Source organism: Saezia sanguinis, from assembly GCF_963921665.1.
GTDB lineage: Bacteria > Pseudomonadota > Gammaproteobacteria > Burkholderiales > Burkholderiaceae_C > Saezia > Saezia sanguinis.
The window spans coordinates 24,727-37,997 of the sequence record NZ_CAWUGC010000015.1; the positions used below are offsets into that span (position 1 = coordinate 24,727).

15 protein-coding genes are annotated in these 13,271 nt (G+C 52.8%); 7 read left to right on the top strand and 8 right to left on the bottom strand.

Annotated elements, in window-relative coordinates; translation table 11 throughout:
- Positions 1 to 36: 36 nt before the first annotated feature.
- Positions 37 to 1,410, bottom strand: coding sequence for a 3-deoxy-D-manno-octulosonic acid transferase (locus AACY98_RS09670; RefSeq protein ID WP_339804552.1), 1,374 nt, complete (start codon positions 1,408 to 1,410; stop codon positions 37 to 39).
- A 48-nt stretch (positions 1,411 to 1,458) separates the two neighbouring features.
- The gene (locus tag AACY98_RS09675) at positions 1,459 to 2,865 is read right to left on the bottom strand and encodes a phosphomannomutase/phosphoglucomutase (RefSeq protein WP_339804555.1); all 1,407 of its coding nucleotides are present in this window, start codon (positions 2,863 to 2,865) and stop codon (positions 1,459 to 1,461) included.
- Between the two features lie 267 nt (positions 2,866 to 3,132).
- On the opposite strand from AACY98_RS09675, the gene AACY98_RS09680 reads away from it, so the two are divergent.
- Positions 3,133 to 3,591, top strand: a complete 459-nt coding sequence (locus AACY98_RS09680) for a hypothetical protein (protein WP_339804557.1) — start codon at positions 3,133 to 3,135, stop codon at positions 3,589 to 3,591.
- Positions 3,592 to 3,648: 57 nt separating this feature from the next.
- Here AACY98_RS09680 and AACY98_RS09685 read toward each other — a convergent pair whose 3' ends face one another.
- A complete protein-coding gene (locus AACY98_RS09685; RefSeq protein WP_339804559.1) occupies positions 3,649 to 4,191 on the bottom strand; it encodes a DUF3592 domain-containing protein in 543 nt (180 codons plus the stop codon).
- 155 nt (positions 4,192 to 4,346) lie between these two features.
- A complete protein-coding gene (locus AACY98_RS09690; protein WP_339804561.1) occupies positions 4,347 to 4,970 on the bottom strand; it encodes a BRCT domain-containing protein in 624 nt (207 codons plus the stop codon).
- 162 nt (positions 4,971 to 5,132) lie between these two features.
- Between AACY98_RS09690 and AACY98_RS09695 the strand changes: the two genes are divergently transcribed.
- Positions 5,133 to 5,876, top strand: a complete 744-nt coding sequence (locus tag AACY98_RS09695; RefSeq protein ID WP_339804564.1) for a hypothetical protein — start codon at positions 5,133 to 5,135, stop codon at positions 5,874 to 5,876.
- A 94-nt stretch (positions 5,877 to 5,970) separates the two neighbouring features.
- Here AACY98_RS09695 and AACY98_RS09700 read toward each other — a convergent pair whose 3' ends face one another.
- Entirely contained in the window at positions 5,971 to 6,345 is a 375-nt protein-coding gene (locus AACY98_RS09700) for a hypothetical protein (protein WP_339804566.1), read from the bottom strand.
- Positions 6,346 to 6,677: 332 nt separating this feature from the next.
- Here AACY98_RS09700 and AACY98_RS09705 point away from each other — a divergent pair, with 332 nt between their 5' ends.
- On the top strand, positions 6,678 to 7,412 hold the full coding sequence (locus tag AACY98_RS09705; RefSeq protein WP_339804569.1) for an autoinducer binding domain-containing protein: 735 nt from the start codon (positions 6,678 to 6,680) through the stop codon (positions 7,410 to 7,412).
- Between the two features lie 115 nt (positions 7,413 to 7,527).
- Here AACY98_RS09705 and AACY98_RS09710 read toward each other — a convergent pair whose 3' ends face one another.
- Positions 7,528 to 7,788, bottom strand: coding sequence for a hypothetical protein (locus tag AACY98_RS09710; RefSeq protein WP_339804572.1), 261 nt, complete (start codon positions 7,786 to 7,788; stop codon positions 7,528 to 7,530).
- 345 nt (positions 7,789 to 8,133) lie between these two features.
- On the opposite strand from AACY98_RS09710, the gene AACY98_RS09715 reads away from it, so the two are divergent.
- The 3 genes from AACY98_RS09715 (at position 8,134) to AACY98_RS09725 (ending at position 10,705) form a co-directional block, all read left to right on the top strand.
- The gene (locus tag AACY98_RS09715; protein WP_339804575.1) at positions 8,134 to 8,949 is read left to right on the top strand and encodes an aminoglycoside phosphotransferase family protein; all 816 of its coding nucleotides are present in this window, start codon (positions 8,134 to 8,136) and stop codon (positions 8,947 to 8,949) included.
- Positions 8,950 to 9,094: 145 nt separating this feature from the next.
- Positions 9,095 to 9,868 (top strand): hypothetical protein, encoded by a 774-nt coding sequence (locus tag AACY98_RS09720; RefSeq protein ID WP_339804577.1) that lies wholly within the window; start codon positions 9,095 to 9,097, stop codon positions 9,866 to 9,868.
- 501 nt (positions 9,869 to 10,369) lie between these two features.
- Entirely contained in the window at positions 10,370 to 10,705 is a 336-nt protein-coding gene (locus AACY98_RS09725) for a hypothetical protein (protein ID WP_339804580.1), read from the top strand.
- A gap of 91 nt (positions 10,706 to 10,796) precedes the next feature.
- Here AACY98_RS09725 and AACY98_RS09730 read toward each other — a convergent pair whose 3' ends face one another.
- Positions 10,797 to 11,330 (bottom strand): hypothetical protein, encoded by a 534-nt coding sequence (locus AACY98_RS09730; RefSeq protein ID WP_339804583.1) that lies wholly within the window; start codon positions 11,328 to 11,330, stop codon positions 10,797 to 10,799.
- 46 nt (positions 11,331 to 11,376) lie between these two features.
- Positions 11,377 to 11,901 (bottom strand): hypothetical protein, encoded by a 525-nt coding sequence (locus AACY98_RS09735; protein ID WP_339804585.1) that lies wholly within the window; start codon positions 11,899 to 11,901, stop codon positions 11,377 to 11,379.
- 394 nt (positions 11,902 to 12,295) lie between these two features.
- On the opposite strand from AACY98_RS09735, the gene AACY98_RS09740 reads away from it, so the two are divergent.
- Positions 12,296 to 13,117: a DUF6882 domain-containing protein gene (locus AACY98_RS09740; protein WP_339804588.1), complete on the top strand. Its 822-nt coding sequence runs from the start codon at positions 12,296 to 12,298 to the stop codon at positions 13,115 to 13,117.
- The last annotated feature ends 154 nt before the right edge of the window (positions 13,118 to 13,271 follow it).

Below are 13,271 nucleotides of genomic sequence, written 5' to 3' on the forward strand. Positions count from 1 at the left end.
AGCATCAATCAGGCCTGAATTTTCGTGTAACGCAATTCAGCGCAGGCGCCCGGCAATGTACTCCGCCATATGCCGTGCGGCGCCCTGGTGCGCGTGGATAAAGCCGCTGGCCTGCGCCTGCAGGGTGCGCAACTGCTGCGGCTGCTCCAGCCATTGCTGCACCTGGATGAGTGCCTGGGCGAAGTCAGCCACGCGGCAGGCGACCCCGGCTTGCAGTGCCATTTCGCTGGCCCAGGTGAAGTTGTAGGTGTATTCGCCCATGATGACCGGGCTGTCGCAGGCCAGGGCTTCAAGCAGGTTCTGCCCGCCATAGTCTTTGAAGCTGCCGCCCAGCAGCACGATGTCGGCCATGCCGTAATACAGCGGCATTTCTCCGAGCGAGTCTCCCAGCCAGATTTGCGCTTCTTCAGGTTCCATGCCGGTATTGCGGACGGCCGCCGCTTCAAACACTGGTGCGGCCTGTTGCCCTGCAGCGTCCAACCTGGCAGCCGGCCAGGCGCTGCGGCAGCTCAGTGTCAGCCCGGCATCGCTCACCAGGCGCGCGACGGCGTCAAACCGCTGCGGGTGCCTAGGCACCAGCAACAGCACCGGGCGCTGATCAGGCAGCAATGCATGCCATGACATGGCCTGCCAAGCCTGCAACAGGTCGGCCTCTTCGCCTTCACGCGTGCTGGCCGCCATGATGATGGGGCGTGATTCTGCCAGTTTCCACTGCCGCCCTTGCGCGAGAAGCGTCGGGTCGGGCTGCATGTCAAACTTCAGGTTGCCCAGCACTTCCACCGTTGCAACGCCTGCTTCTTTTAACCGGCGGGCATCGCTTCTGGATTGTGCCAGCGCCGCACCCAGTGCTGCATAGGCCGGGCGCAGCAGCGTGTTGACTTTTTTCATGCCTTTGAGGCTGCGCCTGGACAGACGCGCATTCACCAGATACATGGGCACCTGCTGTTTTTGCGCCATGTGCATGACGTTAGGCCACATTTCGGTTTCCATCAGCAGGCCAACCTGCGGGCGGAAATGCCGGAAAAATCGCTTCACGCTGCCGGGCGTGTCAATCGGCAGCCAGCACTGGATATCACCCTCGCACAAAATGGCTTTGCCCTGCACACGGCCGGTTGCGGTGCCATGAGTGAGCAGCAGCTTCATGTCCGGAATCTGCCGGCGCAGTTCATCAATCAGCACCGCCGCCGCGCGCGCTTCTCCCAGCGAAACCGCATGCACCCAGACATAGCTGCCTGCGTGTACGGCAGCCGGGGTGCTGCCATATAAGCCAAAGCGCTCGCCAATGTGCTGGCGGTAGACAGGTTCTTTACGACCACGCCACCAGAGCTTGAACACGTAAAAAGGCGACAGCAGCCGCCACAGGCTGGAATAAGACCAGCGTGCCAGGCACTGCTTGAAAGGTATTGCCATTGTGTGTGCGGTACTGCGTTATTGCTGCGTTACGGTCCTGCCAGGGTATCAATGGGCGGCCGGCCCTTGCGGCAGTTGCACGCCGGGCATGACTTTTTCGAGCAGCGCCAGCATCACGGCCTGAATGCGTTTGAGCGCCTCAGGCGTCTGCCCTTCAAAACGCAGCACCAGCACCGGGGTGGTGTTGGAGGCACGGATCAGCCCGAAGCCATCGGCCCAGTCAACCCGCAAGCCGTCAATGGTGGTGCGCTGTGCCGGTGCGGCAAATGCGGCCTCTTTGGCTGCCAGCGCAACCAGTTGCCCCACCAGCGCATGGGCGTTACCGTCCGGGCACGGAATATTGATTTCCGGCGTGTTGAACGCGGTAGGCAGCGCATTGAGTTCGGCGCTGGGGTCGGCCACGCGGCTCAAAATTTCCAGCAGGCGTGCGGCACTGTAGGTGGCGTCATCAAAACCATACCAGCGTTCCTTGAAGAAGATATGCCCGCTCATTTCGCCGCCCAGCGGCGATTTCAGCTCGTGGATTTTGGCCTTAACCAGTGAATGCCCGGTGGTGGACATGACCGGCACGCCACCTGCCCCGCGTATGGCAGGAATCATCTGCTGCGTGCATTTCACGTCAAACACAATGCTGGCACCCGGTTCGCGGGTCAGCACATCGCGGGCAAACAGGATCAACTGGCGGTCCGGGTAAATCTCTTGCCCGTCGCGCGTGATCACGCCCAGGCGGTCGCCGTCGCCGTCAAACGCCAGGCCCAGGTCGGCATCGGCCAGCGTCACCGCGTGGCGCAAATCTTCCAGGTTCTCGGCCTTGGAGGGGTCGGGGTGGTGGTTCGGGAAATTGCCATCCACCTCGGTAAACAGTTCAGCCACCACCTCGCAGCCAATGGCTTTGAGGATTTCGGGTGAGGATGTGCCGGTAATGCCATTGCCGCAGTCCACCACGATTTTCAGCGGCCGCGCCAGTTTGATGCCTGCGACAATGCGGTCACGGTATTCGGGGAAAATATCGCGCTGAACAATTTCACCGCTGTGTGCTGCCTGCACATAATCTTCTTTTTCTATGCGTTCACGCAAGGCCTGTATTTCAGGGCCATAGATGGCCCGCCCGGCCAGCACCATTTTAAAACCGTTGTAATCCTTGGGGTTGTGGCTGCCTGTGACCTGAATGCCGCTTTGGCAATGCACGGTGGCAGCGTAATACAGCATGGGCGTGGTGACCGCACCCACATCGATCACCTTGACGCCGGTACTGGCCAGCCCCTTGATCAGCGCAGCAGAGAGCGCCGGGCCGGAAAGTCGGCCATCGCGCCCGACTGCGACTGTTTTTTCACCCGCTGCCAGCGCCGCACTGCCAAAAGCACGGCCCAGATGCAAAGCCACCGTTTCATCCAGCGTTTTGCCGACAATGCCGCGAATATCGTAGGCTTTGAATATAGATGCATCAACGTTCATGGTTGTCAGAGTCCTTTTATATGTCTGCGCCTGTGCCTGTCATCAGCCTGTATGCGCAGGAAATCCTTCTCATTTTAGGCGAGCTTGCACAATATGTGCAGCCTGCCAGCCATTTCAGTAGACAAATGGTTCACAAAGAGGTTCCCGACACGCTGCCCGGCTGTTTTCTTGAGCCTGCCCTACCAGAACACGGTCAGGGTCTTTATAATGACAAGCACCGGTATTCACCACCCTTCACTGCTATCCACTGCTTTATTGCCACCTGTTATGACCACATCTGCCCCGCCCTCCCAACCCGCCACGGCACCTGATCATGCTGGACAGCAGACGGCACAGTTGCAGCAGCAGGCCCGCCGGCTGGAATACTTTGCCTATTTTTACTTTTTTTCATTTTTTCTGATTGTCATCACCGCTTATATTCCGTTCATGGTGTTCCAGAGTGCCGTGCGCGAGCACGGTGCTGCCGGCAGTGCCGCCCTGGTGCCTTTGCTGCTGGGTATCAGCTTTACCCTGGGCATGGTGGTGGGTGTACTGGCACTGGTGCAGGTGATGGGTGCCCAGGCGCAGCAAAAATTGTTATCCGACCCCATGACCACACCTGACCAGGCACAACTTGCTGCCAGCTCGGCCCAGATCAAAAAGCTGAAACTCACCAACATGGCCGCGATGATGCAGTTTGCTGTTGCGATTGTGGTGAACCTGGTTGCAACAGCCTTTGTGTCTTAGCACCCTACTACAGACTACGCTGGCTTCGCCCTAGAAATATCTGGCTTTGGGCTCTTTTTAGGCATCTGCATTTTCTTTCTCATCATCAACCGGCCTGTCTTTGTCGACAAATAATTGCATGGTTGTAAATGCATACAGTATCAGCGCGATCAGCATCACGATCAGACTGGTAATGATCCACCGGATCGCCGCGCCGCTGAGTTTAGACTGTCTTTGCAGCAGACTCAACCGGTCAAACTGCGACGGATTGGCATTGGCATATGCGATTTCCAGTTGCAGCCCCTGTGCAAAAAGCTCCTCGGCGTATGACTCTGAAGCATCCAGGCTGCCCTGATAACGTTTGCCCTGCGCATCAAAAGTATAGGTAAAAATATAGGTATCTGATGACGAACGCCGGCCAGAACCTTCCTCAACATCCTGCAGTGTTAGATGCACTGTCAGCGATGTGTAATCTGCAAGAATGAAGCGTGCTTTCTGGTAACTGCCCGCCACGATAAGTAAGAATATCACACAGATAGCCAGTGCCGTCAGCCCATAAAAAATTTTGAAAAAAATCCGGATACTTTCGTGTGCTCTGGAAGTAACTTTAAAACTGATCATCTAAGTCCATTAACTTGTAGTCGATTTCATGTTGCTCCTGCAATGCCACATGCTTTTATAGGAATGGCAGGTTTTTGCAAAGCAGGATTCCCTAAAGTCCGCAGTCACGGAACATTCTTTTCTGACTGCAGCCCACCCATATCAAGATATGTCAGCTACAGCCTGTATTTCTCTGTGAAGGCGTCCTGCGTCAGCACCGGTATGTTCAGCGCGATTGCCTGCTGGATGATGCTTTGCTCAGGGTTTGCGCCGGTAACCACCAGCGTGGTGTCAGAATTGACCGTAGAACTCACCGAGCCGTGATACTGCTCGATGTATTCTTTCCAATCGGAAGGAGAGTAGGTATCCAGTACTCCGGTCATCACGATAGTCTGGCCTGCCAGGTCAGGGAAAGGGTTTTTAATCCAGTTCCATTGCACCCCGTGATAGCCCTCAAAACCTTCAAATACCTCGTCATTTTTATAAAACTCGTATTCGCCGCACTGGCTATTGAAAGCTGCAACTTCCATCTCTGCGGCTCCCAGCGAGAAAAGAAAGTTCACCATATCCTCTGTTTCCGTAGATAGCGTCCCTGTGTCAAACTTGAGGTGGATAAAGCTGCCACTGATTTCAGACTCAACGCTGTCAAAAACATCTTCCACTTCAAGCAACTCCTCGGTATCCATGGCTTCGATGGTTTCATAGTCCTGTGTCTCGATCGCTTTAATCAGCTCTTTGTATTTATTCAGCGCCAGATCGTTTTCGGGCTGGATATAAACGTCCATATAAATTGCCGACATGCTTTTGTCTCCTGCTTTTTGCGTCGTGAAGGAATACCCGAATTATTATGCATAACTGCAGGGACAGTCACCTACCAAAATTGGTAGGTGACCCCTGACGGATACAGCCATAAAATAAATTCATTCCCCTGATTATTTTTCCTCCGGAAAGCGCCCCCACAAATGACACACCATCAGTTATTTCTGATTTTTGGCAGCAGACAAGCACATGATCGCTACGCCGTGGCGTTATCTGGCCTGATGCTCCAGAACACCGGGGGGACGACAGACGAATCACAAGCCGTCCCGGTATTTCTGGACCAATGCTTCAACTACAAAATACGGGCAACCGGCAATTACCTTCTTTTTACTTTTGATTCGACAGCCCAGCCTTCACCGGCGTTCAATTTCATTGACGATCTGTTTAAAAACCATGGTCTCAAAGCCGCAATACTGAAAACCCGCATCCAACCGGCTGCGCCGGTACAAATTGACTATTTCATTGATGGGCAAAAGGTCAGGCGTGAAGAATTTGTTGATGGCAACATTCTGAACACCTATATGCTGGACTACGTGCTCAACAAGTACAGTATCAGCAAAAACGGCTCTTCAGACAACGACACATTTCGCTATATTCAATACAAGGCCAGAGAAAACAATCCATTTTTGAAAAGTGTACACACTGACAGAAAATCAACCCGGTTCAGACGGCGCTGGATTTTCTTTTATGCGCTGTTTTCACTTATCATCGGCCTGGGCGTGAGGTCATGTTACATCTATACATTTACCAGCATAGAAAAAGAACGCGGAGCAACTTTATTTCCTGTGGAAGCAGACATACCCTACCCTGTTAATCTTCCCGAATGGGAAAAAGAGAAACATGGGCCGCTCTCAAACACCTACCGGGGACGGTTCACAAGGCGTTAGGAGCACAAACTCCCTTGCAAATGCATAAGCCATAGGCTTATAGCTTCGTGCAGCAGCACAGCATGCGTTGCCATGGGCTCATGGGCAACAGAGCTTAATACTCGGCCGTCACATCGTATTTTTTCTCCAGTTCCATTACCTCCTGCATATTCAGGCAGGTGACCGAACTGTCCAGAAAAATCTCAAAATTAAAACCGTCACTTTTTGACGCCATCATGTTGTCTATTTTGGAGTAAACCACCTCGTTGTACAACGGCAGTCCATTTCTTTCGAGTACATCGTTCATCACGGCAATCCGCTCGGAATCATCCGGGTCATAGCCACCATCATAAAAGATGTTATCCACACACCGCATTACACCCATGTATCTGGACATTTTGTCTGCACTCATGTTGTCACCGGCATAACCGTGCATGGCAGCCCCTGACAAACAGGTTATAAGCAGCAGATGTTGGAGCGTTTTTTTCATTAGAAAATTCCTTTATGTGTACTGTTAATTAATATCACGCGTAACTACTATGTGATATCATGTAAAAAATTATATCATTTACTTAAATGACATCTCTATGTTTTTACGTGAATTTTTATTTTATGAAAGAACCTAGGCAACAACACCTACCAAAAATAGTAGGGCGGTTGTTTTGGCCAGAGAATGATTACCTGTAAAACACGCTCGTTTCGGAATGTATGAAATTTGAATCTTTGCTGATGGAAAACAGCAATGACAAATAACATTTTGATGTAACAAAAATCACACGCACAGCATTGGCATATCGACCATGACAAGCGTTTTAGCTGAAGATGATGATGAAAAATTGGAGACAAAGCGTTTTATTCGATTTTCTGGATACAGAGAAAGCCGACCAGACTTTTGCGGTGATCGTTATGGCTGCACAAAGTCTGGGGTTTGAATTCTGTACTTACGGCTTTTCTTCTTTAGTTAGCCAAAACAATAACAGGCCCGTGACTGGCGCACTGAGCAACTATCCAACGCTGTGGGAGAAGCGCTACAACGAAGCGCAATATCAGCAACACGACCCGGTTGTGCTGCATGCGTACCGCTTTCAAACACCGATACTGTGGGAAGATGCCACATTTGCGTCCATTCCTCAGCTTTGGGATGAGGCCAGATCTTGCGGCCTGAAAACCGGGCTATCAATAGCCACACGCATCGAGAACAAGAAAATAGGCATGCTCAATCTGTCACGTTCCACCGAAATACTGACAGAAACAGAACTCCAGGAAAAAGTGCCGCAGATACACTGGCTGTTGGATGTCATGCATTCTTCTTTTACCAACATACTCAACCCCATCGGGTTGCATGAAATACTTGACATTCATTTAACCAACAGAGAAACAGAAATTCTCAAATGGACAGCAGATGGCAAGTGTGCGCAGGATATTGCTGAAATACTCTGCATTTCAAAAAATACTGTTGCTTATCACATGAAAAATGCCATTCGCAAACTTCATGTTCCCAATAAAACCGCTGCTGTCGTTCGTGCTTTAAAGCTTGGCCTGCTTAACAACTATTGATTTTTCTACGACAAAGGCTTTATTTGTTCCGGCCGCAAGGTTACCGGTCAAAGCCTAACCAGTGTCCACTGCGTTTTACCATATGAGCGGGTGGCTACGGTCATAGTCAGCGCACTCAGAGAGCCTGCCATGCTCTGATGGCTGCGGCTGACGCTTGACTATCATAGACACCAGGCAGGGCATGCGTTTGACCGTCTACCAGTGTCAGGACTACCGGACAGCCTTTGCTCCAGTGAACATCGCTGATGGCAGCCTTGTCAAACCGGCGTTGGGTAAACAGGCTTTTTTCTACCAGATTTGCCCCGCACAGACCAATATAACTGGCTTTCAAATCAGCCATGGCAACCAGCAACCCCACCCAAACCAGTGCTGCCACAATGAAAGGCCACGATCCCCCATGCAGGCTGTTCCACATTCAGTACATAACTGACCAGCAACCCGGCAACAAGTACAAAACACACAGCAAAGCATGGCATGGTCCAGCGCTGAGGATAAAGACAATTTTCTTGTGACAGGCCGGATACGTTTTGTTGCATTTGGCAAAATCACTTTTTCAACTGTCTGGCAGGCACGTTCAGCAAGGCACGTATTCATAAATGAACAGCAATAAAAATACATACGCTAAACTGATAGTGTGCATTGGTGCCACAATAGCAAGAACACCTACTTCTGTCAAAGCACATTGCCAATGGCGTACACGACCACACCCCACTGACCCAGCATGTTCAATACCTATCTGAAAGCATGGAGCCTGAAGGCCGACGGCGCCCCGATCATTCGCCACAGCAGCAGGCTGCTGCCGGTGCGGCTGGCCAGCGGCAAACCCGCCATGCTCAAAATTGCGCTGGAGGCGCAGGAACAGCGCGGTGGACAGGTAATGCGTTGCTGGCACGGTGAAGGTGCTGCCCGGGTTTATGCCTGCGACAGCAACGCCCTGCTGATGGAGCGGGCACAAGACAGCGCCTCTTTACTGGACATGGCGCTCAGTGGCAGCGACGCTGATGCTAGCCGCATCATCTGCGCAGTGATTGCCAGGCTGCATACGGCTCCTGTGCCGCCATGGTCCGGCCTGGTGGTACCGCTGGCGTACTGGTTTCGTGCACTGGTACCCGCAGCGCAGGTTTACGGCGGCATATTGCCGTTTTGCGCCACCACTGCACAGGAACTGCTGGCGGACCAGCACAACACGGTATTGCTGCATGGAGACATGCACCATAACAATGTGCTGAATTTTGGCACCGCGCGCGGCTGGCTTGCAACCGACCCCAAAGGGCTTGCCGGTGAGCGCGGTTTTGAATACGCTGCCCTGCTGTGCAACCCGGAGCTGGCAACTGCCACCTGCCCGCAGCGTTTTATGCAACAACTCAGTGTTGTCACCCAAGCCAGTGGACTGCGCCGTGAGCGCCTGCTGCAATGGACACTGGCCTATGCCGGGCTGTCAGCGGCCTGGTTTTTAGAGGATGAAGACCCCACTTCAGCCGCGTCCGGCCTGGCCATTGCCGAAATGGCATTAACCGCATTGCGGTATTCCACCTGATCGCACTGCGATCCAAAACCCTATGCAGACGGGTTCTGCAAGGGGGAGTGCACGCCAAAGCGTGACATATTTCACACTTTTTTTGAAAAAATGATTGATTTATTCCTTTATACTCCCAACAATAATATGCAAAACATGGTATATCATGGATCAAACATCAACCTCACCTAACTGGGCTCGCCCCTATTTCGAACAGCCGCTGCACACCAACCTGCTGTATTACGTTATCTATGGCGAAGTGCAGGGGAAATTTCTGATTGATGGTGAAAAATACCGTGTCCCCTATATGCCGCAAAGCCTGCAGTTGCAGAGTTTTCGCATGCCCGACGGGGTGGAAACCATCAGCCAGTTTCGCAGCGGCATATTTGCCAAGCAACTGCAAGAGCAACACCCTGAGCTGACCGAGGTCATTAACCAGCAGGAACACTGCTACACCGTGCAGGCGCTGCTGCCCGACAGCGAGACACTGAATGACTTTCGCGTGGTTATCGGCGTGGCCAGTTACCTGCTCGACAGTGGCGGCGTGGCCCTGTATGACCCGCTGAACCGCAAATGGTGGACCCCGCAGAACTGGCATGAGAAGGTATTTGAACCGCAGCAGTTCACCCCTTTTCCGCACGTGAACATCATGGCTTCGCCCGAAACCGACGGCACCCACTGGATTTATACACAAGGCATGCGCAAGTTCGGTCGCCCCGATCTGAGTATTCACGGGGTCGGGCAGGACCATATGGATGGCGTGTTTGAAATGATCAACCGCTTTATCGGCTACATGGCCGGGGGCGGCAATATCCATGAAGGGCAGGAGATCCGCATGGCTGCACTGCCTGAGGGCATGACCTGCGCCCACGGCGGCAGTTTTGATGACCCGAATTTCAACAACGTGCATGTGGAAATACGCTGGCCGCAAACGCTTTAGCCAGACACGTTGACCAGCCCGCCAGAGAGCGGCGGGTCTGTCATGCTGTTTGCTACTGCCTATACGGCCTGGTCACAAATATTCTTTAATAAAAGATAATGCGCCTAATTGTCTTGTAACGCAAGCAATACCGGTACGCGCTGTATGCGTACTTGAAATCGTTTGATGATCCCTGGCCGCAACAGTAAAATAGGAACTGTCTGTAGCACTGTGTAAGCTACATATTTCCCTGAACCGATGCTCCATGAGCAAGGGCTTGGAAGTATTGCTGTATGAGCGTGATCATCTCGCGTTAGATGAACCCAACATGCCGCTGACCTCGCCCACCTGAACCCCTGGGTTCGGGAATGAGGCCCAAGCAGTTGCTACAGACCTTTTCTTTTGCGGCTGCCAGCATCCGGCAGCAGATTCACGCCATTGCATACAGCACATACCACATTCTGTGCATTGCACAGAGAGGCGCCATTGACGCCGGAGCATCATCTGGTGTAAAAACAATGGATGAAACGCATACAAGCATTTTTTCTGGCCCTGCTTACCGGCACGCTGATGTGGCTCCCAGGCATGGGTATAAGTACAGCCCTGGCTGATGATCCCCAGCCTTTATCAGACTGGCACCACCCGTCTGCTACCGTGTCTGCCCCGGCCCCGCAACCTTCAGATCAGCCTGCCTGTACACTGCAGCCTAGGGAAACCACAGCCCAACTGGCACAGCGCGGCTGTTGCTCACACCATCGCGGCGTGTGTGGCTGCACGCCAAACCGCAGGGTCAAATGCTGCGACGATAGCCTCAGCCCGACATGCCGCTGCGATCCGCGCAACCCTGACGATACCTGACCGGCTCCATTCAAAGGCCGCCCACCTGCATTGGTATCGCCGTTCTAGGTAAGGTCTGTCTTTACTGCGCCCCAGCCAGGCAGGGTATCTGCTACCCGGCACCCTTCATCGCACGCGTCATGATCGCGCCCAGAAAACTGTCGGCCTCCTGCCTTTGCTCAGCGGTCAGTTCATCGATTAAAGTGCTTTGCCCATTGTGCAGGGAAATGCAGGCGGCATACCCGGCATCGCCCCAGACAAAAGGATAGATGGCTGCAAAATCATCTGCCTGCGGCTGGTTAAAAGCCGCACAGCCACGCACCGCCGCCAGGTACGGAATCATTTCGGCATAGTTTTCGGTCAGTTGCAAAATGCCAAGCTGCCATACGCCACGGTTACGGTCATAGTGCGTATGTGCCATGCAATGCGGCGCCTCGCATACGCCGCTGACAAACTGCTGCATCGATATATCGGCAAACGCCTGTAGAAAACGCTCAGGCACAGCAACAGATTGGCCTAACTGCCCGTCAATCCAGGCCTGCCAGTCATTGAAAGCACTGCCGACAGGCACCTGGCTGCTCATCATCTGCTCATAGCATTGCGGCGCCACCGTCACACGCACGTAAAGGGAATGAGGTTCGGACACAGGTCAACTCCTTTCATCATCGTTCATACCACGGTCTGGTACTTCATTACAACACGGAGCTTGCCCATAGGGGAGAGATGAAAAAGTCATCCGCCTCCTGCCGCTGGGCCGTTGATAACTCCGGGAAAAAGTGGCTTTTTTTATCTTTAATGCCAATGCAGACATCACAATCCATTCCTGTATAGGGATACATGGCAATGAAATCACCGGCATCCGGTTGGCTGAATCTGGCACAGCCGCGCAAAACAGCCAGAAAAGGAATCATCTCGCTGTAAATACTGGTCAATTGCGCAACACCCAATTGCCAGATGCCTGTATGCGCATCATAGACAGCACGCCCGTTGCCGCCGCTTGGCTCACATAGCCATTGCACCACCTGTTGCAAAGGCATGCCTTCATACACACTGAGATAGGCCGCTGGCACCAGGCCATCGCCTGTCAAATCTTTAGAATCAAACCACCGCTGCCAGTCATCAAAATCATTTCCGGTAGTGACCGGGCTTGACATCATTTGCGGATACTGGTTTGCACAGACTGTGATACGCGCATACAACGAAGAACGCTCAGCCATGTGACCTCCTCTTTTTAATCTGCCCCAACTGAAATGAATGCACACGGCTCTAACGGCCTTGCTGCGATACATTTTGACATATTCTGCAATTAACTTTTCCTGTAAAGCCGCCACGCTGGATACAGGGTGCACAGTGGCCAATACGTCAAAACAAACCGCTGGTTTTCATTGGACAACTCAAACTGAGCACTCCCGCCCTCTTTCATGCCCATGGCGCAGTTTATGTGTTTTTTTACCCTGCCTCGGGTACATTTGAACAGATTGAGCAGTTTCATTGAAAGCATTGCCGTATTTCATGCATTTTTTCACACCATGTCAAAGATGGTAATCGCAGCAATTGATACAATGGATTTTTAACTGGCATCTTTTTAGCATATTTGCCCGGAGAATTCGCATGCAGCCTGCTTTTGGAACTTTATTTGACGCCCACATCGGCACCGTTTTTGCGCGCCAGTTGTTATTCTCCAAATACCTGGGGCCGCAGAACCAGCCCAGGCTTGACCTGGAAAAAGGCACCGCCGACTTCGGCGCCGGGCGCGTTTTTGCGATTCAACTGCTGGGCACCCAGCTGGATGCAGAAGACGCCTGGCTGTGGGCCTGGGCCGAGCAGAATGAAACGCCTTTCCCCCCGGCCCTGCTGCTGGACAGCCAGGAGCTGAAAGCCAAAGGCGTGGCCGAGCACATTGACACGCTGGAACACCCCAAGCTGATGCTGGAACTTAGCAGCGTTCCGCTGGTGCCTGACGAGTTCAACGGCGACCATATCGCCTCTGTAGCCGCCGGCATTTTCAACACCGCCTACTGGCGCGAACCGCTGGACAACGGCCTGCTGTTTTATCTGGTTAAAGACCTCCCTGCCGAACTGACGGGGCCTTACAAGGTACCTTATATTCTGGAAACCATTGAGCAAGTGGCTTCCTACTACAGTACCGATAATGAAGCCATGGTGGAATATTTTCTGAAACAACAGGGCTTCAGCGTGCAGTGGCAGGATGTGCAGGAAGATAAAACAGAAGACAGCGAAGAGGGTGTGACCCTGCTGACACATCGCGGTGCCGAAGAAATCACTGCCCGGTTTGATGCCGAATATGTATTGCAGGAAATCGAAGCGCACGGCTTTGAAGGCGAAGAGAATTACCAGGAACAGGAAGCGCAGGACTGGTGGGATGCCGAAGACCCCGACCAGGAGTTTCCGCCGCCGCTGGGCACGGCTTGATCGTCTTTCCCTTCGGGCTGCCATCAGACAATAGCATATGCTTTGTCGCGCCCTGCAATAAATAACGCCACAATTCATCCTGGCCGCTTCGCGCATCCATCTGTGCCTGGTCCGCAGCGCACCTCCTATATTTTGCGTTAAAACACCCTCATAA

What these genes read in the sequence shown, in the direction of transcription:
- AACY98_RS09670 (WP_339804552.1), bottom strand. Translation starts at nt 1,410, where the DNA reads ATGGCAATACCTTTCAAGCAGTGCCTGGCACGCTGGTCTTATTCCAGC.
- AACY98_RS09675 (WP_339804555.1), bottom strand. Translation starts at nt 2,865, where the DNA reads ATGAACGTTGATGCATCTATATTCAAAGCCTACGATATTCGCGGCATT.
- AACY98_RS09680 (WP_339804557.1), top strand. Translation starts at nt 3,133, where the DNA reads ATGACCACATCTGCCCCGCCCTCCCAACCCGCCACGGCACCTGATCAT.
- AACY98_RS09685 (WP_339804559.1), bottom strand. Translation starts at nt 4,191, where the DNA reads ATGATCAGTTTTAAAGTTACTTCCAGAGCACACGAAAGTATCCGGATT.
- AACY98_RS09690 (WP_339804561.1), bottom strand. Translation starts at nt 4,970, where the DNA reads ATGTCGGCAATTTATATGGACGTTTATATCCAGCCCGAAAACGATCTG.
- AACY98_RS09695 (WP_339804564.1), top strand. Translation starts at nt 5,133, where the DNA reads ATGACACACCATCAGTTATTTCTGATTTTTGGCAGCAGACAAGCACAT.
- AACY98_RS09700 (WP_339804566.1), bottom strand. Translation starts at nt 6,345, where the DNA reads ATGAAAAAAACGCTCCAACATCTGCTGCTTATAACCTGTTTGTCAGGG.
- AACY98_RS09705 (WP_339804569.1), top strand. Translation starts at nt 6,678, where the DNA reads ATGATGATGAAAAATTGGAGACAAAGCGTTTTATTCGATTTTCTGGAT.
- AACY98_RS09715 (WP_339804575.1), top strand. Translation starts at nt 8,134, where the DNA reads ATGTTCAATACCTATCTGAAAGCATGGAGCCTGAAGGCCGACGGCGCC.
- AACY98_RS09720 (WP_339804577.1), top strand. Translation starts at nt 9,095, where the DNA reads ATGGATCAAACATCAACCTCACCTAACTGGGCTCGCCCCTATTTCGAA.
- AACY98_RS09725 (WP_339804580.1), top strand. Translation starts at nt 10,370, where the DNA reads ATGAAACGCATACAAGCATTTTTTCTGGCCCTGCTTACCGGCACGCTG.
- AACY98_RS09735 (WP_339804585.1), bottom strand. Translation starts at nt 11,901, where the DNA reads ATGGCTGAGCGTTCTTCGTTGTATGCGCGTATCACAGTCTGTGCAAAC.
- AACY98_RS09740 (WP_339804588.1), top strand. Translation starts at nt 12,296, where the DNA reads ATGCAGCCTGCTTTTGGAACTTTATTTGACGCCCACATCGGCACCGTT.